Here is a 19483-nt window from a genome sequence, read left to right on the forward strand (position 1 = left end):
CGCGTCGCTCAGAGGACCTGGCGACGGGCGTTGCGAGCGCCGTACTGGCCGCAGGCGCCGCACGCGCGGTGCGGGAGGTGCTTCTCGCCGCACGCCGGGTTGGCGCAGCTCACCAGGGTCGGCGCGACGGCCTTCCACTGCGACCGGCGGTGCCGGGTGTTGCTGCGCGACATCTTCCGCTTCGGGACTGCCATGTCGATCTCCTCGCCCGGGCCGGTTCTCGGCCCTCTTCTGTGCTGCTGGTGCTGGGTCGTGCTGGTCTGGTGCGGCACCCAAGGATGCCGGGTCGTTCCGCTGGTGCCGACGGCGCCCCCGCCGGGGCGTCCGGGAGGGCCTCAGGCCTTCTCGGGCCCGTCCTGGGGACTGAGCGCCGCCAGTGCCGTCCACCGGGGGTCGATCGGCTCGCCGTGGTCGTGCTCCGGGTCGTCCGCGAGCCGGGCGCCGCACTCGGCGCAGAGCCCCGGGCAGTCCTCCCGGCACAGCGGCTGGAAGGGGAGCCCCAGCACCACGGCGTCGCGGAGCACCGGCTCGAGGTCGAGCAGGTCGCCCTGCATCCGCTGGGTGCCGTCGTCCTCGTCGTCGGGGGTCGCGCGGCGCGACTCGTCGTCGTACAGGAAGAGGTCCTGGAACCGTGCGTCCACGTCGACCACGTCGGGGTCGGTGATCGGCTCGAGGCACCGCACGCAGTCGCCGGCCAGCCGGGTCGAGGCGGTCCCGGTGACGAGCACGCCCTCGACCACCGCCTCGAGGCGCAGGTCGAGCTCGACGGGCGACCCCACGGGCACGGCCAGGACCTCGATGCCCAGGTCCTCCGGAGCGGGCACCGTCCGCGTCACCTCGCGCTGCGACCCGGGTCGGCGACTCAGCTCGCGGGTGTCGATCACGAGCGGCGCTCTCGGGTCCAGGGTGTGCAGGGCGGTCCTTGTCTACGGGTGCGAGCAGATCAGCACTCGATGGTAGTCGGCGGGCTGCGCCACGCCCAAATGCGCCGAGTCGAGGTCGTACGGCTGCGCAGACGTGCCGACTCGAGGCCGTACAGCTGCGCAGACGTGCCGACTCGAGGCCTACAGGCGGTCGCGGAGGGCGTCGAGGACGACGGGGGGCACGAGGGCGGAGACGTCGCCGCCGCCGCGGGCGACCTCCTTGACCAGGCTGGACGACACGAACCCCCACCGGGGGTCGGTGGGCAGCAGGACGGTCTCGAGGCCGGTGAGGTGGGCGTTCATGTGCGCCATCGGCTCCTCGTAGTCGTAGTCCGCCGCCCCGCGCAGGCCCTTCACGACAGCGGTGACGCCCTGCTCGGCGCACCAGGTGGTCAGCAGGCCGGAGAAGCCCTCCACGCGGACGTTGTCGACCTCGCCGACGGTGCGGCGCAGCATCCCGAGGCGCTCGTCGGGGGTGAAGAGCTGGTTCTTGGACGGGTTGGTGCCCACGGCGACGACGACCTCGTCGAACAGCGCCGCCGCCCGTCGTACGACGTCGACGTGGCCGAGCGTGACGGGGTCGAAGGAGCCGGGGCAGACGACGCGGACCACTCAGCCATCCTCCCCCACCGGGTCGCCGCCGGCTCGGAGGTACCAGAGGGCGGTCTCGCCGTAGGTGCGTCCGCGCTCGGTCTCGAGGCCCGCCGGGAGGGTCGGCCCGGGGCCCCGGGCGGACCGCTCGACGACGACGAGGGCGTCCTCGGCGAGCCACCCGCCGTCGACCAGGGCCGCCAGGGCTGCGGTGAGCTCCTCCTCCCCCACCGGGTACGGCGGGTCGGCCAGCACCAGGTCGTACGGCGCGGCCGGCGGACGCCCGAGCGCGGTGGCCACCGAGGCGGTGACGACCTCGGCGACGCCGCAGCCGACGTCGGCGGCGTTGCGGCGGACCAGCCCGGCGGTGGCGCGGTCGCGCTCGACGAGCGTCACCGCGGCGGCGCCGCGGGACCAGGACTCGAGGCCGAGGGCGCCCGAGCCGGCGTACAGGTCGAGCACGCGGAGCCCGTCGAACCCGCCGAGCCGCGCCTCGAGGGCGGAGAACAGGGCCTCGCGGACCCGGTCGGAGGTCGGGCGCGTCCGATCGCCCGGCGGCGTGCGCAGGCGCCGGCCGCCGGCGGTGCCGCCGATGAGGCGGGTCACGAGCGGTCCATGAACTCCGAGGCCGTGCTGGCCTCGAGCTCCGCCACGCCGGCGGCCAGCGCCGGCCGTGTGGTGAGGTCGGGGTCCTCGTCGAGCATCGCGACGGCGGCCTCGCGCGCGGCGACGATGGTCTTCTCGTCGCGCAGCACCCGCAGGCTCTGCAGGCCGGAGCGGAAGCCGGACTGGGAGCGTCCGAGGACGTCGCCCTCACGTCGCTGGGCGAGGTCCACGCGGCTGAGCTCGAAGCCGTCGGAGGTGGCGGCGACGGCGGCGAGCCGCTCGCGGGCCGGGGTCTGCGCCTCGGCGTACGAGACGAGGAGGCAGAGGCCCGGCAGCCCGCCGCGGCCGACGCGGCCGCGCAGCTGGTGCAGCTGGGAGACGCCGAAGCGGTCGGCGTCCAGCAGCACCATCGTGGTGGCGTTGGCGACGTCGACCCCGACCTCGATGACGGTGGTCGAGACGAGGACGTCGATCTCGCCGGCCGCGAAGGCCCGCATGGTGCGGTCCTTCTCCTCCGGAGGCATCCGCCCGTGCAGCGTGGCCACGCGCAGCCCCGCGAGCGGACCCTCCGCGAGGAGGGGGGCGACCTCCTCGACGGCGGCGAGGGTCCGCTTCGGCGCCTCGTCGACGGGCTCGTCGAACCAGTCGGCGTCGTCGGCGGCCTGCGAGGGGTCGGACTCCCCCTCCTCCTGCTCCCCGGCCGTGATGCGGGGGCAGACGACGTACGCCTGGTGGCCCTTGCCGACCTCCTCGCGCACCCGCTCCCAGGCACGGTCGAGCCAGCGCGGCTGGTCGGCGAGGGGGACGACGTTGGTCTGGATCGGCGCGCGGCCGGCGGGAAGCTCGGCCAGGACGGACGTCTCGAGGTCGCCGAAGACCGTCATGGCGACGGTGCGCGGGATGGGGGTCGCGGTCATGACCAGCACGTGGGGCGGCGTGCCGGCCTTGTCGGTGAGCGCCGCCCGCTGCTCCACGCCGAAGCGGTGCTGCTCGTCGACGACGACGAGGCCGAGGTCGGCGAAGGACACGTGGTCCTCCAGCAGGGCGTGGGTGCCGATGACCAGGCCGGCCTCCCCCGAGGCGATCCGCAGGAGCGGCTCGCGCCGCTGGCCCTTCGTCATCGAGCCGGTCAGCAGCTCGACGGCCGTGCCGTCGGGGTGGCCGCCGAGCATCCCGCCGCTCGCGAGGTCGCCGAGCATGGCGGTGATGGAGCGGTGGTGCTGCTGGGCGAGGACCTCGGTGGGGGCCAGGAGCGCGGCCTGGCCGCCGGAGTCGACGACGCGGAGCATCGCGCGCAGCGCGACGAGCGTCTTGCCGGAGCCGACCTCGCCCTGCAGGAGGCGGTTCATCGGGTGGTCGCGGGCCAGGTCGGCCTCGACGTCGGCCCCGACCTCGCGCTGCCCTGCGGTGAGGGTGAACGGCAGCCGGGCGTCGAACGCCTCGAGCAGCCCGCCGCCGCCCGTCCGGGCCCGCGCCCCCAGCCGTCGTACGGCGGCCCGGCGGCGCGCCAGGACGAGCTGGGTGATGAGCGCCTCCGAGAAGCGGAACCGCTGCTGGGCGCGGGTGAGCTGCGCCCAGTCGGCCGGGGCGTGGACCCACTGGAACGCCGTGGTCAGGTCGAGGACGTCGAACCGCTCGCGGTCGGCGCGGTCCAGCGGGTCCGGGATCTCGCCCACCATGTCGAGCGCGGTCCGGACGGCGGTGAGGATCGTGAAGGAGTCGATCTTGCCGCTGACGCGGTAGACGGGCAGGAGGCCGCGGAGGGTCTCCGCGACGGCGGGGTCGACCTGGGCCGGGGAGCCCTCGAACATCACCTTGTGGGGGCTGGAGAGCTGCCACTGGCTGCGGAACTGCTTGGTGCGTCCGGTGAACACGCCCCGCGAGCCGGGCGGCATGTCCGCGGCGAGCGACTCGGCGTGCGGGCCGTTCTTCGCGAAGAACGTCGCCTCCAGCGTCGGGCCGCCGCCGGCGGTGGCGAGGCGCACGGTGGTGCGGAAGGCGAGGCGGGGCCTGGCACGGTGGCTGCGGACGTCGGTGGCGAGGACCTTGGCGACCACCATGAGGTCCTGGCCCTCGGTCAGGGCACCGAGCTCGGTGTCGCCCTGGGTCTCGAGGTAGCGCCGCGGCAGGTGCCACAGCAGGTCGCCGACGGTGCGCAGGCCGAGGTCGTCCTCGACGCGCTTGCGCGTGACGGTCGCGCGGCCGAACACGGCGGCGACCGGTGACTCGAGCGTGGTGTCCCCCATGACGTCCTCCTACTCCACCGAGAGCAGCACGGGATAGCGGTCCTGGCCCCCGTCGTACACCACGACGTCGACAGCGGGGTGCTGCTCCTCGAGGTACGACGCCAGCGCGGCGGTGGTGCCGTCGTCCTCCTGGCCCGCGACGAGGGTGACCAGGTCGCCGCCCCCGGCGAGGAGCCGCTCGGCGACCTCGCGGGCGACGGTCCCGACGTCGGGCCCGACGACGGCGAAGTCGCCGGCGATGACGCCCAGGGCGTCGCCGGGCTCGCAGGGCCCGGCCATCGTCATGCCGCGGCGGGCCGCGACGGTGACGGCCCCCTGCCGCACGTGCCGCGCCGTCGCGGTCATCTCGAGCACGTCGGCGGCGAGCGTCCGGGCGGGCTCGTGGACGGCGAGCGCGGCGAGGCCCTGGACCTGGGAGCGGGTCGGGACCACGACGACCTGCACGTCCCCACGCTGACGCAGCGTGCCCGCCGCGAGCTCCGCGGTGGCGACGGTGTCGGCGTCGTTGGGCAGGACGACGACCTCCGCGACGTCGCCGGCGCCCATCGCCTCCAGCAGCATCCCCGCGGAGGGACGGCGCCCGGGGCCCCCGGGGACGACGACGGCGCCGGCCTCGGCGAACAGCCGCTCGAGACCCTCCCCGGCGGCCACGGCGACGACACGGCGCCCGACCCGCTCGGCCTCGGCGGTGGCGGGGAGCGCGGTGATGGCGATCTCCGACGGCGTCCCGGCGGCCAGCCCCGCCTCGACGGCGGCGCCGGCGTCGTCGACGTGCACGTGGACCTTCCACAACCCGTCGCCGCCGACCACGACGAGGGAGTCGCCGAGCCCGGACAGCCGCCGGCGCAGGGCGGGGACGGCGTCGTCGGGGGCGCGGAGCAGGTAGACCACCTCGTACGCCGGCGGCGCGGGGCGGGCGGCGCCCCCGGCGGGGGCGGGCGCGGTGACGTGCCCGACGACGGGGATGCGGTGGGTCGCCAGCGTCGCGGGTGCCGTGACGGGACGCCGTCCGGTCAGCACGTGCTCGGCGGCGTCGAGGACGACGACCAGCCCGCGACCGCCCGCGTCGACCACGCCGGCCTCGGCGAGCACGGCGAGCTGCTCGGGGGTGTGCCGCAGCGCCTCCCGCGCCGCGGCGGCCGCGGCGGTGACCACCCGTCGTACGCCGGCGGTGGGGGCGGTCTCGGCGGCGGCGTCGGCGGCCGCGCGGGCGACGGTGAGGATCGTGCCCTCGACGGGCTCGCCGACGGCGGCGTAGCTCGCGTCCACGGCGCCGGCCATCGCGTCGGCGAGCACCGCGCCGGGACGACGTCCCGCCGGGGAGGACGTCGCGGCGGCGACGGTCGCGGCGACCGCGCCCAGCATCTGGCTGAGGATCACCCCGGAGTTCCCGCGGGCGCCGAGGAGAGCGCCCCGGGCCATGACCGCCCACACCTCGGCCAGCGGCGGGGGCGCCGCGACCTCGTGCCGGGCGTCGGGGTCGGCTCCCGGCAGCGCCCGCACGGCGTCGCGGGCCGCGGAGAGGGTGAGGTACAGGTTCGTGCCCGTGTCACCGTCCGGGACGGGGTAGACGTTGAGGGCGTCGATCTCCTCGCGCGCGGCGGCCAGCGCCTCGGTAGCCTCGTCCAGGAAGCGCACGAGGGCAGGGACCTCGCTGGTCTCGCCCGGGGTGCCCTCCACGCGCGACAGGCTAGAGGGTGCTGATTGGCCCGGGGCCGACCGGCTCGGCTACGCTTCTGCGGTTGCCTCGGCGCCCTGGTGGTGCCGTGCGCACGTACTTCGTACCTCGATCCCAGGAGCTGACAGTGGCCGCCGTCTGTGACATCTGCGCCAAGTCCCCGGGCTTCGGTCACAACCGGCCGTGGTCGCGGAAGATCACCAAGCGTCGTTTCGACCCGAACATCCAGCGCGTCCGCGCCACGGTGAACGGCACCCCGAAGCGCATGAACGTCTGCACCAGCTGCATCAAGGCCGGCAAGGTCACCCGCTGAGAAGCTGACGCGAACCTCACGACAGCCCCCGACGCCCCCGGCGTCGGGGGCTGTCGCGTTCGCAGGCCGGCGTCGTCCCGCCGGGCTCCGAGGCCCGCCCGCTCGTCCCTCCGGGCTCGCACCTCAACCAGCGGCGCCGTCGGGCGGGTCCCAGCCCGGGACCTCGGCGGCCTCCGCGACGAGGGCCTCGAGAACGGTGGCGACGGCGACGCGCACCGCGCGGTCGGGGCGGGCGAGGGCGGCGATGCGCCGGACCGGGCGCTCGGCGCGGGTGCGCGCCGGGCGGACCGGGCGCAGGACGAGCCGGGCGTCCCCGGCGCCGCCCACCGCGTGCTCGACGGCCTGCCGCGGCATCAGCGCCACGCCGTGGCCGGCGGCCACCAGTGCCTCCTGGACGCGCAGGTCGGTGTAGCGGTGGCCCACCCGGGGCAGCCGGTCGGCCGCGGCGAACCAGGCCATCAGCGCCCGGTCGAAGGGCCAGCCCTCCGGGACCCCGACCCAGGTCTCGTCGGCCACGTCGGCCACGGTGACCTCCGTCAGCCCTGCGAGCCGGTGGCCCGGCGGAGCCACGACGTCGAGGGGCTCCGAGGCGAGGTCGCGGACGACCAGGTCCTTCGCCGGGCCGTCCGACCACGTCCCGTCGACCCAGGCGCGGTGGGCGAGGACGACGTCCACCTTCTCGGTGCGGGCGGCGTACGCGTCGCCCACCATGTCGGCCTCGGCGACGTCGAGCCGCAGCTCCGGGTGGACCGCGAGCCGCAGCAGCAGGCCGGGCAGCAGCGCCTGACCGGCGGTCGGGTAGACGCTCAGGCTCACGACGCCGGCGACACGGTGCCGGTAGGCGTCCCAGGTCGCCTCGACCCGGGCCCGCGCCTCCTCCAGGTCGCGGGCGGCGAGGACGAGGGCCTCCCCCGCGTCGGTGAGCTCCACCCCGCGACCCACCCGGGTGAGCAGCGCGGTCCCCGCCTCCCGCTCGAGGACCTTCAGCTGCTGCGAGACCGCGGTCGGGGTGAGGTGCAGCGCCTGGGCGACCGCGGTGACGCTGCGCCGGCGGGCGAGCTCGCAGAGCAGGGACAGCCGGCGCGGCTCGAGGTCGACCATGAATCGACGCTACATCGTCGGTGAACCGATCCTCGATGGATCTTCACGATCGGATCCGCGAGGCTCCCAGGGTGCCGATCACCGCGATGCCCACCCGCGACGTCCTGCTCGCCGCCTTCGTCGCCGTCACGTGGGGCGTCAACTTCATCGCGATCGACGCCTCCCTCGGCCACTACCCGCCGATGTTCCTCGTCGCGCTGCGCTTCGCCGTCCTCGCCGTCCCCGCCCTGCTGTTCGTCCGACGACCGCGGGTGCCGCTGCGCTGGCTGCTGGGGTACGGCGCGGGGTTCGGCATCGCGCAGTTCGTGCTTCTCTACGCCGGGCTGGAGGCCGGGATGCCGGTCGGTCTGGCCTCGCTGGTGCTGCAGGCCTCGGCACCCTTCACCGTGCTGCTGGCCGCCGGCCTGCTCGGCGAGCGTCCGTCCAGGACGGCGATGGTCGGCGTCGGGATCGCCGTCACCGGGCTCGCCGTGATCGCGGCGTGGCGGGGGCTGACGGTCTCGTTCGTGCCGGTCGCCCTGGTCCTCGGCGGCGGGCTGGGCTGGGCCTTCGGCAACGTGTGCTCCCGCCAGGCGCAGCCGGAGTCGCCCTTCGCGCTGATGATGTGGATGACCGTGGTGCCGCCCGTCCCGATGGCCCTGCTGTCCCTGGCCGTCGAGGGGCCCGACCGGATCGGGGCGTCGCTCGCCACCGCGTTCACCGCCGAGGCCCTGCCGGCGAACCTCGGCCTGGCCTACACCGTCCTGGTCGCCACCGTCATCGGCAGCGGGATCTGGACCGCCCTGATGCGGCGCCACCCGTCCAGCGCGGTGGCCCCGTTCTCGATGCTGGTGCCCGTCACCGGGTTCACCTCGGCCTGGCTCGTCCTCGGCGAGGTCCCCGCCCTGGTGGAGGTGCTCGGTGGGGTCCTGGTCATCACCGGGGTGCTGCTGCCGACCCTCGTGGGAGCCGTCCGCGGATCCCGGGGCCGGGGCTCAGAAGTGGGTCCACCCGCCGGCGCCCTCGTGGGCGACGCCGTCGACGGTGACCCGCGGGTCGCCGTCCGCGGCTAGCACCCGCCCGATCACCCGGAAGGCCGCGGGGACCTCGTCCGCGGAGCCGAAGGTCGCGACCAGGCTGTGGTCGTCGCCCCCGGTCAGCACGAGCTCCGTGGGGTCCGACCCGGTCGCGGCGGCCACCGCCTGCAGCGCCTCCGGCACGTCCAGCGCCGCGCGCTCCAGGTCGATCGAGACGCCGGAGGCGCGCGCCAGGTGGGCGAGGTCGCCGAGCAGGCCGTCGGAGACGTCGAGCATCGCGGTCGCGCCGGCGTCGGCGGCCGCCGGCCCCGCGTCGTACGGCGGCTGCGGGCGGCGGTGCGCCTCGACGAGCGCCCTCGGGGAGCGGAAGCCGCGGCTCAGCACGGCCAGGCCGCCCGCGGCCCAGCCCTGCCGTCCGGCGATCGCGACCACCTCGCCCGGCTCGGCGCCGGAGCGCAGGACCGGGTCCAGCCGGCAGCGCCCGATGACGGTGACGGCGACGACGATCGCGTCGGCGCGGGTCAGGTCGCCGCCGACGACGCTGGCACCGACCAGCGCGCACTCCTCGGCGAACCCGCGCGCGAAGTCGAGGACCCAGGCGACGGGGAGGTCGGCCGGCACGGCCAGGCCGACGGTGAGGCTGTGGGCCCGACCGCCCATCGCGTTGATGTCGGAGAGGTTCTGCGCCGCCGCCCGGTGGCCCACGTCGGCGGCCTCGGACCAGTCGCGGCGGAAGTGGCGGTCCTGGACCATCAGGTCCGACGAGACCAGCACCTGGTCGTCGTCGCACCACAGGACCGCCGCGTCGTCACCGGGCCCCACGTCGACGTGGTCGCCCTGCTCGAAGATCGCCGTGAGGGCCTCGATCACGCCGAACTCCCCGAGGTCGGCGAGGGTCGCGTCCCTCGGGACGGACGGGGTCGGATCTGCGGGGGCCATGGGTCCATCACAGCAGAGCAGGCCGTTGCCAGCGGCGCCGACCTGCGGGGTAGGTTGACCCGTGACACCGGTCACCCCGGACCCCTCCGGAGCGACCGATCCCACCCCGTCGTGCCTTCGACAAGGAGCTCACATGGTCGTCCAGGCGTACGTCCTGATCCAGACCGACGTCGGCAAGGCCGCCGAGGTCGCCGCCGCGGTCGCGAAGGTCAAGGGCGTCACCATGGCGGAGGACGTCACCGGCCCGTACGACGTGATCGTGCGCGCCGAGGCCCGCAACGTCGACGAGCTGGGCAAGCTGGTCGTGGCGAAGGTGCAGACGCTCGACGGCATCACCCGGACGCTGACCTGCCCCGTCGTCCACATCTGAGCCGCCGCCCCCGCGCCGCGGCCCTCCTCGCCGCTGCCCTCCTCCTCGCCACGGCCACGGCCTGCGCCCCGACCCTCGAGGTGGACACCCCGGACGTCGAGGGTGCGGACGCGCGTGCCTGCGCCGACCTGGTCGACGCGCTGCCCGACGAGCTCGCGAACGCACGGCGCCGCGAGGTGGTCTCCACCGGCTCCGAGGCGGTGGCCTGGGGAGACCCGCCCATCCTGCTGACCTGCGGGGTCGGCACCCCGCTGGGCTTCAGCCGGGTGGCGTCGGCCTGCCAGGACGTGGCCGGCGTCGACTGGTTCGTGCCCGACGAGCAGATGGAGGACCAAACCGCCGAGGCGGTCGCCACCACCATCGGGTTCTCACCGGCGCTCGAGCTGCGGATCCCGGCCGACTACCGTCCGCCGGTCCAGGTGCTCATCGAGATCGCCCCGGCGATCAAGGCGACCATCGACAACCCGAACCCCTGCGTCGTGGCGGACCCGCGCGACTGACCCGCGGTGCTCAGGCGTCCCCGGAGGCCCGTCGTCCCGGCCCGGCCACCTCGGTGTGGGGTCGTGACTGCCACAGCGCCCACTCGGCGCTGACGTCCCCCGCGGTGCGCACCAGCAGCGGCAGGTGCTCGTCGACGAGCCGCTCCCGGCTGGTCTCGGCGGCGTGGACGGTGACGTTCATCGCCGCCCGCACGGTGCCGGTGCCGTCGCGGACTCCGACCGCGGCCGAGCGCACGCCGGGGGCGAGCTCCTCGTCGGCCAGCGCCCAGCCCCGGGCGCGGACCTCGGTGAGCTCCTCGGCGAGGCGCTCCGGGCTCCGTCCGATGTACGGCGGGAGGCCGGCGCGGCTGGGGGTCGCCAGCACGCGCTCCAGCTCGTCGGGCGCCAGCGCGGCCAGGAGGACCTTGCCCTGCGAGGTCTGCGGGGCGGGGAAGAGCGTGCCGATCTCCACGCGCAGGGCGATGATCTTCGGCACGGCCACGCGGGCGACGTACACGATGTCGCTGCCGTCGAGCTGCGCCATCGACGACGACTCCCCCGTGCGCGCCACCAGCGCCTCCAGGTGGGGCCGCGCGATGTCCCAGAGCCCCAACGACGACACGTACGCCGTCCCGAGGTCGAGGACCCGCGGGGTCAGGGCGTAGGAGCCGCCGTCGGCGCGGACGTAGCCGAGCTCGGTGAGCGTCAGCAGCAGCCGCCGGGCGGTGGGTCGCGCGAGCCCGGTCGACTCGGCGACCTCGCTCAGCGTCATCGACGTGTGCGCCGTCCCCAGCCCGCGCAGCACGTCGAGCCCCCGCGCGAGGGCCTCCACGAAGTCGGGTCCTGCTCCTCGTCCCGCCACGACACCTCCTCGTCGACCGGCCGTCCGTCTAGCCCTCGGCTCAGGACCCGGTCGGCTCCCCGAAGATGGTGCCCCGTGCGCCGTGCGTGGCGTCGGACTTGAACTGCGTGTACTGGTACGGGTTGTCGAGCACCGCGCCGTCGTCGTCCGGCATCGCCGGGTCCATGCCGGCCGCCCAGACGTCCTCGCCCATCTCGGAGCGCAGGTGCTCCACGGTGGCCTCGACGTCGCGCCGGACGGCCGCGAGGTCCGCGCCGACGAGGCGGTGCTCCGACTTCACGACCCGGCCACCGACCAGCACGGTGTGGACGTCGCCGCGCTGGGCCTGGAAGGCGATGTGGCCGTAGGGGTTGAGCAGCGGGAACGAGTACGCCGAGTGCTCGTTCTTCAGCAGCACCAGGTCGGCGGTCTTGCCCGCCTCGATGCTGCCGAGGTCGTCGCGGCCCAGGGCCTTCGCGCCGCCGAGGGTCGCCCACTCCACGACCTGCTCGGCGCGCAGGTGGAGCTGGGTGACGGTGTCGCCCTCGGCGTGGGCCTCGAGGTGCTCGCGCGACCGGTCGGCGCCCAGCGTGGTCCGCATCGCGCTGAACAGGTCGGCGCTCCACCACACGCTCGTGTCGTGGGACAGGGAGACGTCGATGCCGTGGCGGCGGACCTGCCAGGTGGGCGGGTAGCCCTGCCCGGCGCTCTGCTCGGACTCGGTGGACACCGAGATCGAGCCGCCGCTGGCGGCGATGCGGTGGTAGGAGTCGCTGGTGAGCGTCGCGGCGTGGACGTACACGGTGTCGGGCCCGGCGAAGCCGTGGTCGTGCATCAGCCGGATGCCGTCGTCGTTCGTGGCGCCCCAGACGCCGGCGTGCGTGGTGACCGGGACGTCGAGGTCGCGGGCCACCTCGAAGGCCGCCCTCTCGGGGAACTCCGGGTCACCGGTGACGTCGAACGCGAGCTGGACGCCGAGGCGCCCGCGGTCGCGGGTGCGGCGCAGGAAGTCCTGGACGTCGGGCTGCGTCGTCCACTCCCACGGGGCCGCCGCGATGTTGCCGTACGCCAGCACGAACCGGCCGGGGACCGCCTCCAGCGCCTGCGCCGCGGCCTCGGCGTGCTCGACGGACTGCAGCCCGTGCGACCAGTCGACGGTCGTGGTGACCCCGGCCTCGAGCGCGTCCCAGGCGGACAGCGTGTTGCCGGCGTGCACGTCCTGCGGCCGGAAGCGACGGCCGTGCTCGAGGTAGTACCAGACGAAGTACTGGGTCAGGGACCAGTCGGCGCCGTACCCGCGCATGGCGGTCTGCCACATGTGGCGGTGGGTGTCGATCATGCCGGGCATCACCAGGCCGCCCGAGGCGTCGACCTCGGTCGCGCCCGCGGGTGCCTGGAGGTCGTGGCCCACCTCGGCGACGCGGTCACCGACGACCAGGACGTCGGCGCCGTGCAGCACGCGGCGCCCGGCGTCCATGGTGACGACGGTGCCGCCGCGCAGGAGGACGGCGCTGTCGGGGCTGACGGGCTGGCTCATGGGGCATCCTCCGGAAGTGCGGACGACTGTCCGCTTGACGGTCGGCTCGGGAGTTGCCACTGTGGCCGTCGTCACCTCGGGCTGTCAACGGCCCTCTGACAAGGGTCAGCACGACGGGGTGATGCTGCGTACAGGTGTCCGCAGACCACGGAACGACCAGGCGGAGGCCACGATGACGACCCCGGAGCGCAGCGGGCCCCTGGCCGGGCTGCTGGTGGCCGACTTCTCCCGCATCCTGGCGGGGCCGTACGCCTCGATGCTGCTGGCCGACCTGGGGGCGGAGGTCGTGAAGGTCGAGAGCCCGGGCGGCGACGACACCCGCAGCTGGGTGCCGCCGGTCCGCACCGACGCCACCGGGACGACGGTCGGCACCTACTACCTCGGGGTCAACCGCAACAAGCGCTCGATCGCGCTCGACCTGAAGAACCCGGACGACGTCGCCGTCGGGCAGCGGCTCGCCGCGCGGGCGGACGTCATGCTGGAGAACTTCCGCCCGGGAGGGCTGGCGAAGTACGGCCTCGACTACGACTCGGTGGCGGCCACCAACCCCGGGATCGTCTACGCCTCGATCAGCGGGTTCGGCAGCAGCGCGGAGGGAGCGAAGCTGCCGGGCTACGACCTGATCGTGCAGGCGATCTCGGGGTTGATGAGCCTGACCGGGTCGCCCGACGGGGCGCCGTACCGGGCGGGCATCTCGGTCTTCGACGTGATGGCCGGGATGCACGCCACCATCGGTGCGCTGGCCGCGCTCGAGAAGCGCCACGAGACGGGCCGGGGACAGCACGTGGAGGTCAACCTCATGGCCTCCGCGCTGTCGGGGATGGTCAACCAGACCTCGGCGTACGTCGCCGGCGGCACGGTGCCGCACCGGATGGGCAACAGCCACCCGAGCCTCTTCCCCTACGAACCGCTCCCCTGCCGCGACAAGGACCTCATCGTCACCGCGGGCAACGACGGGCAGTTCCGGAAGCTGGTCGAGGTGCTCGGGGTCCCCGGGCTCGCCGACGACGAGCGGTTCGCGCGCAACGAGGCCCGCAACGCCCACCGCGACGAGCTGCGTCCGCTGCTCGTCGAGCGGCTCGCGACGCGCAGCGCCGACGACTGGTTCACCGACATCATCGCCGCCGGCGTCCCCTGCGGGCCGATCAACTCGGTCGACGCCGGCGTCGCGTTCGCGACCTCGGTGGGCCTGGACCCCGTGGTCGAGGTCGGCGAGGGCGAGGCCATGGTCCCGTCGGTCCGCCACCCCATCCGCTTCTCCGAGACCCCACCCGACTACGTCCTGCCACCCCCGGGCCTCGACCAGCACGGCGCCGAGATCCGGGCGTGGCTCGAGGAGGACAGCCCGTGAGCGACTCCCCCGAGCAGACCCGCCTGCAGTTCCCCACCTCGCTGGGGACCTCCAGCGCCGACGAGATCCGACTGCTGGGCCACGACCTGACCGCCGAGCTGATGGGCGAGGTCGGCTTCGGCGAGCTCGCCTTCTGGCTGGTGGCCATGCGCCGGCCCTCCCCCGGCGAGGTCCGGGTGCTGGAGGCGGTGCTGGTGGCGCTCGCGGACCACGGCTTCACGCCGACCGCGATCGCCGCCCGGCTGACCTACCTGTCGGCGCCGGACTCCCTGCAGGGGGCGCTGGCCGCGGGCCTCCTCGGCGGTGGCTCCCGCTTCCTGGGGGTGACCGAGGACTGCGGGCAGTGGCTGCACGCCGTCCTGGACGACGAGGACGCCCCGGCGGACGCCGACGACACCGACGCGTGGGACGCCCTCGCGCTGGCCGCCGTACGACGGACCAAGGACGCCGGCCGCTTCGTGCCGGGCATCGGCCACCCGGTCCACAAGCAGGGCGACCCCCGCACCCCGGTGCTGCTGCGCATCGCCGAGGAGGAGGGCCTGCGCGGGCCGCACCTGCGCCTGTTCGAGGCGGTCGGGCGCACCCACGAGCAGGTCCTGGGACGCCGGCTGCCGCTCAACGGTGCCGGGGTGTGCGGCGCCGCGCTGGCCGACCTCGGCCTGCCCGTCGAGATGCTGCGCGGCTTCGCCCTGCTCGCCCGGGCCGCCGGGCTGCTCGGCCAGATCGCCGAGGAGCGCCGCCGTCCGATCGGCATGGACGCCTACCTGGCGATCGACCGCAACGCGGTGTACGTCGACCCCGACGTTACGCCCGAGACCGAGGAGGCCTGATGGCGACCGTGTGCGCGGTCATCGCGTCGACGCACCACCCCTTCTACTACCGCGCGAGCACGGCGACCGGGGACGACCGGCCGCCGTTCGCCGACGCGTGGGTCGAGAAGATCGAGCGCTTCCGCGAGACGCTGACGGCCGCACGGCCCGACGTCCTGGTCATGGTCGGCAGCGACCACTTCCACCAGCTGTGGCTCGACAACATGCCGCAGTTCCTCGTCGGCAAGGCGCCGGCGTACGACGCCAACTGGTACAACGAGGAGCGCGAGTTCGGGCTCCCCCGGCTCCACCTCGCGGGCGAGGAGCAGCTCTCCGCGCACATCCTGCGGCAGGGCCTCGACTCCGGGTTCGACCTGGCCTTCAGCAACGAGCTGCGGATCGACCACTCGATCACCTGCCCGATCATCACGCTGCGGCCCGAGGCCGACCTGCCGATCGTGCCGATCTACACCAACATCTTCGCCCCGCCGCTGCCGCCGCCGTGGCGCTTCGTCGAGCTCGGCAAGCAGATCCGCACCATGGTCGAGTCCTGGCCGTCGGACCAGCGCGTGGCCATCATCGGCACCGGCCACCTGTCGCTCGAGCTCGGCGGTCCCCGTCAGTTCGGGCCCCAGGGCCCGGACCCGGAGTTCGACCGGCGCGCGGTGGACTGGATCGCCCGGGGAGACCTCACCGGGTGCCTCGAGGAGGTCACCCTCGACAGCCTCCACCTGCCGGGCAACGCCACCCACGGCTTCATGGACTTCATGCTGATGATGGGCGCCGCCGGCGACGGCGTGGCCGCCGACCACGTGGACTCGCTCGACCTGTTCCACACCATGGAGGCCTACTTCACCTGGTATCCCGGAGGTGACCCCCGATGAGCAGGTACCTGCTCGACAAGTTCCTCTTCACCGTCGACCGCGACCCCGAGCTCGTCGAGCGCTACCGCACCGACCCGGTGGGGCTCGTGGAGTGGTGGGAGGCCGAGATGGCCAACCGGATCCTGGGCGCCACCACCGGCGAGCAGTCGACGTGGCTGGCGTTCACCGACGACGAGCGCGAGGCGCTGCGGACCCACGACCACGTCGCACTGTTCGGCATGGGCGCCCACCCGTTCCTCACGCTCACGCTGTTCATCGCGATGTTCGAGCGCGACCACGGGCCGATGGAGTACCAGCGGGCGTACGGCGCCGCGCTCGCCCACGTGACGCTCCCCTACCCCGACATCTCCACCTAGGCGCACTGGTGCGCGCCCTCGTCGTGGTCTCCCCGGGTCAGCCACCCGTCGTCGACACCCGCCCCGAGCCGACGTCCGGCCCGGGCACGACCCTGGTGCGCCTGACGGCCGCCCCGGTGGTGCCGCTCGACCTGCTGTGCGCGTCGGGGACGTCGTACTTCGGGGCGCCGGCGACGCCGTACGTGCCGGGGGTGCAGGGCGTCGGGGTGGTCGAGGCGTCCGCGGCCCACCTGGTCGGGTCGCGGGTGTTCGTGTCCACCACGGCGGGGATGGCGCCCGGCGACGGCGCGCACGCCGAGAGGGTCGTCGTCCCGGACGGTGCGGTCACCCCGTTGCCGACCTCCGACGCACCCGACGGTTCCCCCGACGACGCGACGGTGGCGGCGCTGGGCCTTTCCGCGGTGGCCGCCTGGGCGTGCCTCGTGCTGCGGGCGCGCCTCGCGGCGGGCGAGCACGTCCTCGTGCTGGGCGCGGGGGGCGCCGTCGGCCAGGCCGCTCTGGGGGCGGCCCGGTCGCTGGGCGCCGCCCGCGTCGTCGCGGGGTGCCGCCCGGGGACGGCGGCCGACCGGGCGCGCGCCGCCGGGGCCGACGTCGTCGTCGACACCACGGGTCCGGTGGGCGAGGTCGCTGCGCGCCTGGCCGAGGCCTGCGGCGGCCGGCTCGACGTGGTCGTGGACCCGGTGTGGGGCGCACCCGCCGAGGCCGCGCTGGCGGCGATCTCGCCGGGCGGCCGGCTGGTCAACCTCGGCAGCGCCGCCGGGGAGACGGCGACGCTCGGCTCCGCGCTGCTGCGCAGCCGGTCCGCCGTCGTCCTCGGCCACACGAACAACGCCCTGTCGGCCTCCGAGCGCGACGAGGGCCTGCGCGCGATGCTCGACCTGGCCGGGCGCGGCGAGGTCCGGGTCGCCCACGAGGTGGTGCCGCTCGCGGAGGGGCCGCGCGCCTGGGCGGCCGTCGGCGACGGCACCGCAGGCTCGCGCGTCGTGCTGGCCCCCTGACCTCAGCGCAGGCCGGTGGAGCGGGTGAGCGCGAGCTCGACGAGCCGGTCGAGCAGGGCCGGGTAGTCGAGCCCGGTCGCGGCCCACATGCGGGGGAACATCGACAACGACGTGAACCCGGGCATGGTCTCGACCTCGTTGACGATCACGGAGCCGTCGGGCAGCACGAAGAAGTCGACGCGGGCCAGCCCCTCGACCTCGAGGGCCTCGAAGGCGCGCCGGGCCAGGTCGGTGATCTCGGCGCGCAGGTCGTCGTCCACGTCGGCGGGGACGGCGAAGCTCTCCTCGAGGTACTTGGCCTCGAAGTCGTAGAACTCGTGGCCCTCGCCGACGAGGATCTCGGCGGGCACGCTGACCTGCGGCGCACCGCCGTCCAGGCTGTCGAGGACGCCGACCTCGATCTCGCGGGCACCCTCGGCCGCGGCCTCGACGAGCACCTTCGGGTCGTGCCGAGCGGCCTCGGCGATCGCGGCGTCGAGCTCGGACGGCGAGCCGACGCGGGTGATGCCGTGGCTCGAGCCGGCGCGGGCCGGCTTCACGAAGACCGGGTAGCCCAGGGCGTCGACCTCGGCGCGCACGGCGGCCGCGTCGCGCTCCCACGCGCGGGGGCGGACGACGACCCACGGCAGGACCGGCAGCCCGGCGGCGCGGAACAGCTGCTTCATCACGTGCTTGTCGGTGCCGACCGCGCTCGAGAGCACCCCGGCGCCGACGTACCGGACACCGGCCATCTCGAGCAGGCCCTGCAGGGTGCCGTCCTGGCCCCACGGGCCGTGCATGACGGGGATGACGACGTCGACCTCGCCGAGGACGCCGGGCACCTGCGCGGGGTCGGCGGCGACGAGGCCCTGGCCGGGGACGAGGGCGACCTCCGCGTCGCTGCTCACCCGCGGGAGCTCGCCGCCGGGGCCGAGCGCGAGACGTGAGGGGTCGGCGGACTCCAGCACCCAGCGGCCGTCGGTGGCGATCCCGACCGGTACGACGTCGTACCGCCCGGGGTCAAGGGCCGCGATCACGGAGCCGGCCGAGATGCACGAGATGGAGTGCTCACCGGAGCGGCCACCGAACACCACCGCGACGCGGGTACGGCGGCCCGCGGTCGGGCCGGGTGGGGTCGTGGCGTCGTCCTGAGGCATCGTCGGGACCCTATCGGGGCTCGTGGGAGGCTGGCCGCATGGACCGCGACGACCTGCAGACCCCCGTCGACCTGTCCCGGACCCGGATGGCCACCCGCGCCGCTCGCCTGGGTCGACCCGCCCACGACCCGGACCAGCCGTTCAACGAGCCGATCACGATGGCGTCGGTGTACGCCGCGGGGGGCGAGCGGGAGTACGGGCGCTACGTGAACCCGACCTGGTCGGCGTTCGAGGCGGCGCTCGGCGGCCTGGAGGGCGGGCGCTGCCTGGCCTACCCGAGCGGCCTCTCCGCCGTGGCGACCCTGCTGGACCTCGTCGGCCACGGAGAGGTCGTCGTCGCCCCGCGGCACGCCTACCTCGGCTCGCTCACGCAGCTGGGCGACCTCGAGCTGCGCGGCCGGCTGAAGGCGCGCCTGGTCGACGTCACCGACACCGCCGCGGTCGCCGCGGCCTGCGAGGACGCCGCCCTGGTCTGGATGGAGTCCCCCACCAACCCGGCCATGGAGGTCGCGGACCTGCCGGCGATCGCGGAGGCGGCCCACGCCGCGGGAGCGCGGCTGGTCGTCGACAACACGTTCGCGACCCCGGTGCTGCAGCGTCCGCTCGAGCTCGGCGCCGACATCGTGCTGCACTCGGTGACCAAGTACATCGGCGGCCACTCCGACCTGCTCATGGGCGCCGTCGTGGTCGCCGACGAGCAGCTGTACGGCGTCCTGAAGCAGCGTCGTGACTCGTACGGCAACACCCCCGGGACCCTCGAGGCGTGGCTCGCGCTGCGCGGCCTGCGGACGCTGCCGCTCCGCGTCGAGCGCGCCCAGGCCACCGCCCAGGAGCTGGTCCGGCGCCTCTCCGACCGCGACGACGTGGTCGAGGTCCGCTACCCGGGCTTCGGTGGGATGCTCGCCCTCGTCCTCGACTCCGGGCCCCGCGCCGACCTCGTGCAGCACTCGACCGGGCTGTGGGTCTACGCCACCTCGCTGGGCGGCCTGGAGTCCACCCTCGAGCGGCGTCGTCGCTGGCGCTCCGAGCCCGAGACCATCCCCGAGGGCCTGCTGCGCCTGTCGGTCGGCATCGAGGACGTCGAGGACCTCTGGGACGACCTCGCCCAGGCCCTCGACGCCGCCCACTCCTAGCCGAGTCGGCCCGAACGCACCCCGTACGACCGCCCAGTCGGCCCGAACGCACCCCGTACGACCGCCCAGTCGGCCCGAACGCACGCCGTGCGACCGCCGAGTCGGCCCGAACGCACGCCGTACGACGACCGAGTCGGCCCGGCCGTACACGTTCGGGCCGACTCGCGTCCCCCAGG

21 protein-coding genes are annotated in these 19483 nt (G+C 74.9%); 10 read left to right on the forward strand and 11 right to left on the reverse strand.

Translation table 11 applies throughout. The features are described 5' to 3' along the window. Positions 1–8: 8 nt before the first annotated feature. From rpmF to Q0858_RS05410, 6 genes are all read right to left on the reverse strand, one after another. Complete coding sequence (rpmF, locus tag Q0858_RS05385) at positions 9–194, reverse strand: 50S ribosomal protein L32 (RefSeq protein ID WP_299051832.1); 186 nt, start codon at positions 192–194, stop codon at positions 9–11. Between the two features lie 141 nt (positions 195–335). Then, positions 336–884 carry a DUF177 domain-containing protein gene (locus tag Q0858_RS05390; RefSeq protein WP_299051834.1) on the reverse strand — a complete coding sequence of 183 codons (549 nt, stop codon included), beginning with the start codon at positions 882–884 and terminating at the stop codon, positions 336–338. Between the two features lie 180 nt (positions 885–1064). Next, positions 1065–1535 carry a pantetheine-phosphate adenylyltransferase gene (gene coaD, locus Q0858_RS05395; protein WP_299051835.1) on the reverse strand — a complete coding sequence of 157 codons (471 nt, stop codon included), beginning with the start codon at positions 1533–1535 and terminating at the stop codon, positions 1065–1067. Continuing rightward, the gene (gene rsmD, locus Q0858_RS05400) at positions 1536–2120 is read right to left on the reverse strand and encodes a 16S rRNA (guanine(966)-N(2))-methyltransferase RsmD (RefSeq protein WP_299051836.1); all 585 of its coding nucleotides are present in this window, start codon (positions 2118–2120) and stop codon (positions 1536–1538) included. Then, the gene (locus tag Q0858_RS05405) at positions 2117–4366 is read right to left on the reverse strand and encodes an ATP-dependent DNA helicase RecG (protein ID WP_299051837.1); all 2250 of its coding nucleotides are present in this window, start codon (positions 4364–4366) and stop codon (positions 2117–2119) included. Before Q0858_RS05405 ends, rsmD begins: the two co-directional genes overlap by 4 nt. A gap of 9 nt (positions 4367–4375) precedes the next feature. Continuing rightward, positions 4376–6046 carry a DAK2 domain-containing protein gene (locus tag Q0858_RS05410; protein WP_299051838.1) on the reverse strand — a complete coding sequence of 557 codons (1671 nt, stop codon included), beginning with the start codon at positions 6044–6046 and terminating at the stop codon, positions 4376–4378. Between the two features lie 125 nt (positions 6047–6171). Between Q0858_RS05410 and rpmB the strand changes: the two genes are divergently transcribed. Continuing rightward, positions 6172–6357 carry a 50S ribosomal protein L28 gene (rpmB, locus tag Q0858_RS05415; protein ID WP_299051839.1) on the forward strand — a complete coding sequence of 62 codons (186 nt, stop codon included), beginning with the start codon at positions 6172–6174 and terminating at the stop codon, positions 6355–6357. Between the two features lie 123 nt (positions 6358–6480). Here rpmB and Q0858_RS05420 read toward each other — a convergent pair whose 3' ends face one another. Then, positions 6481–7458, reverse strand: coding sequence for a LysR family transcriptional regulator (locus Q0858_RS05420; protein ID WP_299051840.1), 978 nt, complete (start codon positions 7456–7458; stop codon positions 6481–6483). Positions 7459–7529: 71 nt separating this feature from the next. On the opposite strand from Q0858_RS05420, the gene Q0858_RS05425 reads away from it, so the two are divergent. Further along, positions 7530–8510: an EamA family transporter gene (locus Q0858_RS05425; protein WP_299051841.1), complete on the forward strand. Its 981-nt coding sequence runs from the start codon at positions 7530–7532 to the stop codon at positions 8508–8510. Here Q0858_RS05425 and Q0858_RS05430 read toward each other — a convergent pair. After that, the gene (locus Q0858_RS05430) at positions 8433–9413 is read right to left on the reverse strand and encodes a thiamine-phosphate kinase (RefSeq protein WP_299051842.1); all 981 of its coding nucleotides are present in this window, start codon (positions 9411–9413) and stop codon (positions 8433–8435) included. The two genes, Q0858_RS05425 and Q0858_RS05430, sit on opposite strands and share 78 nt — an antisense overlap. Positions 9414–9546: 133 nt before the next feature. Between Q0858_RS05430 and Q0858_RS05435 the strand changes: the two genes are divergently transcribed. Both Q0858_RS05435 and Q0858_RS05440 read left to right on the forward strand, forming a co-directional pair. Then, positions 9547–9783, forward strand: a complete 237-nt coding sequence (locus tag Q0858_RS05435; protein ID WP_299051843.1) for an Lrp/AsnC ligand binding domain-containing protein — start codon at positions 9547–9549, stop codon at positions 9781–9783. Continuing rightward, entirely contained in the window at positions 9780–10283 is a 504-nt protein-coding gene (locus Q0858_RS05440) for a DUF3515 domain-containing protein (protein WP_299052947.1), read from the forward strand. The genes Q0858_RS05435 and Q0858_RS05440 overlap by 4 nt, the downstream gene beginning before the upstream one ends. Before the next feature lie 10 nt (positions 10284–10293). Here the strand turns inward: Q0858_RS05440 and Q0858_RS05445 are convergent, their stop codons facing one another. Together Q0858_RS05445 and Q0858_RS05450 are read right to left on the reverse strand one after the other, a co-directional pair. After that, entirely contained in the window at positions 10294–11124 is an 831-nt protein-coding gene (locus Q0858_RS05445) for an IclR family transcriptional regulator C-terminal domain-containing protein (RefSeq protein ID WP_299051844.1), read from the reverse strand. Between the two features lie 40 nt (positions 11125–11164). After that, entirely contained in the window at positions 11165–12640 is a 1476-nt protein-coding gene (locus tag Q0858_RS05450; protein WP_299051845.1) for an amidohydrolase family protein, read from the reverse strand. 172 nt (positions 12641–12812) lie between these two features. On the opposite strand from Q0858_RS05450, the gene Q0858_RS05455 reads away from it, so the two are divergent. The 5 genes from Q0858_RS05455 to Q0858_RS05475 are packed head-to-tail and all read left to right on the forward strand — an operon-like array spanning position 12813 to position 17038. Then, complete coding sequence (locus Q0858_RS05455) at positions 12813–13991, forward strand: CaiB/BaiF CoA-transferase family protein (RefSeq protein WP_299051846.1); 1179 nt, start codon at positions 12813–12815, stop codon at positions 13989–13991. Further along, a complete protein-coding gene (locus Q0858_RS05460; RefSeq protein WP_299051847.1) occupies positions 13988–14821 on the forward strand; it encodes a citryl-CoA lyase in 834 nt (277 codons plus the stop codon). The genes Q0858_RS05455 and Q0858_RS05460 overlap by 4 nt, the downstream gene beginning before the upstream one ends. Beyond that, entirely contained in the window at positions 14821–15684 is an 864-nt protein-coding gene (locus Q0858_RS05465) for a hypothetical protein (protein WP_299051848.1), read from the forward strand. The genes Q0858_RS05460 and Q0858_RS05465 overlap by 1 nt, the downstream gene beginning before the upstream one ends. Next, complete coding sequence (locus tag Q0858_RS05470; protein WP_299051849.1) at positions 15681–16040, forward strand: hypothetical protein; 360 nt, start codon at positions 15681–15683, stop codon at positions 16038–16040. Before Q0858_RS05465 ends, Q0858_RS05470 begins: the two co-directional genes overlap by 4 nt. Positions 16041–16048: 8 nt before the next feature. After that, complete coding sequence (locus Q0858_RS05475; protein WP_299051850.1) at positions 16049–17038, forward strand: zinc-binding dehydrogenase; 990 nt, start codon at positions 16049–16051, stop codon at positions 17036–17038. Between the two features lie 2 nt (positions 17039–17040). Here Q0858_RS05475 and Q0858_RS05480 read toward each other — a convergent pair whose 3' ends face one another. After that, positions 17041–18174 carry a D-alanine--D-alanine ligase family protein gene (locus Q0858_RS05480; protein WP_299051851.1) on the reverse strand — a complete coding sequence of 378 codons (1134 nt, stop codon included), beginning with the start codon at positions 18172–18174 and terminating at the stop codon, positions 17041–17043. 38 nt (positions 18175–18212) lie between these two features. Here Q0858_RS05480 and Q0858_RS05485 point away from each other — a divergent pair, with 38 nt between their 5' ends. Then, entirely contained in the window at positions 18213–19307 is a 1095-nt protein-coding gene (locus Q0858_RS05485; protein WP_299051852.1) for a PLP-dependent aspartate aminotransferase family protein, read from the forward strand. Positions 19308–19483: the final 176 nt, after the last annotated feature.

Origin of the sequence: uncultured Nocardioides sp. (genome assembly GCF_947489365.1) — a bacterium.
Classification (GTDB): Bacteria; Actinomycetota; Actinomycetes; order Propionibacteriales; family Nocardioidaceae; genus Nocardioides.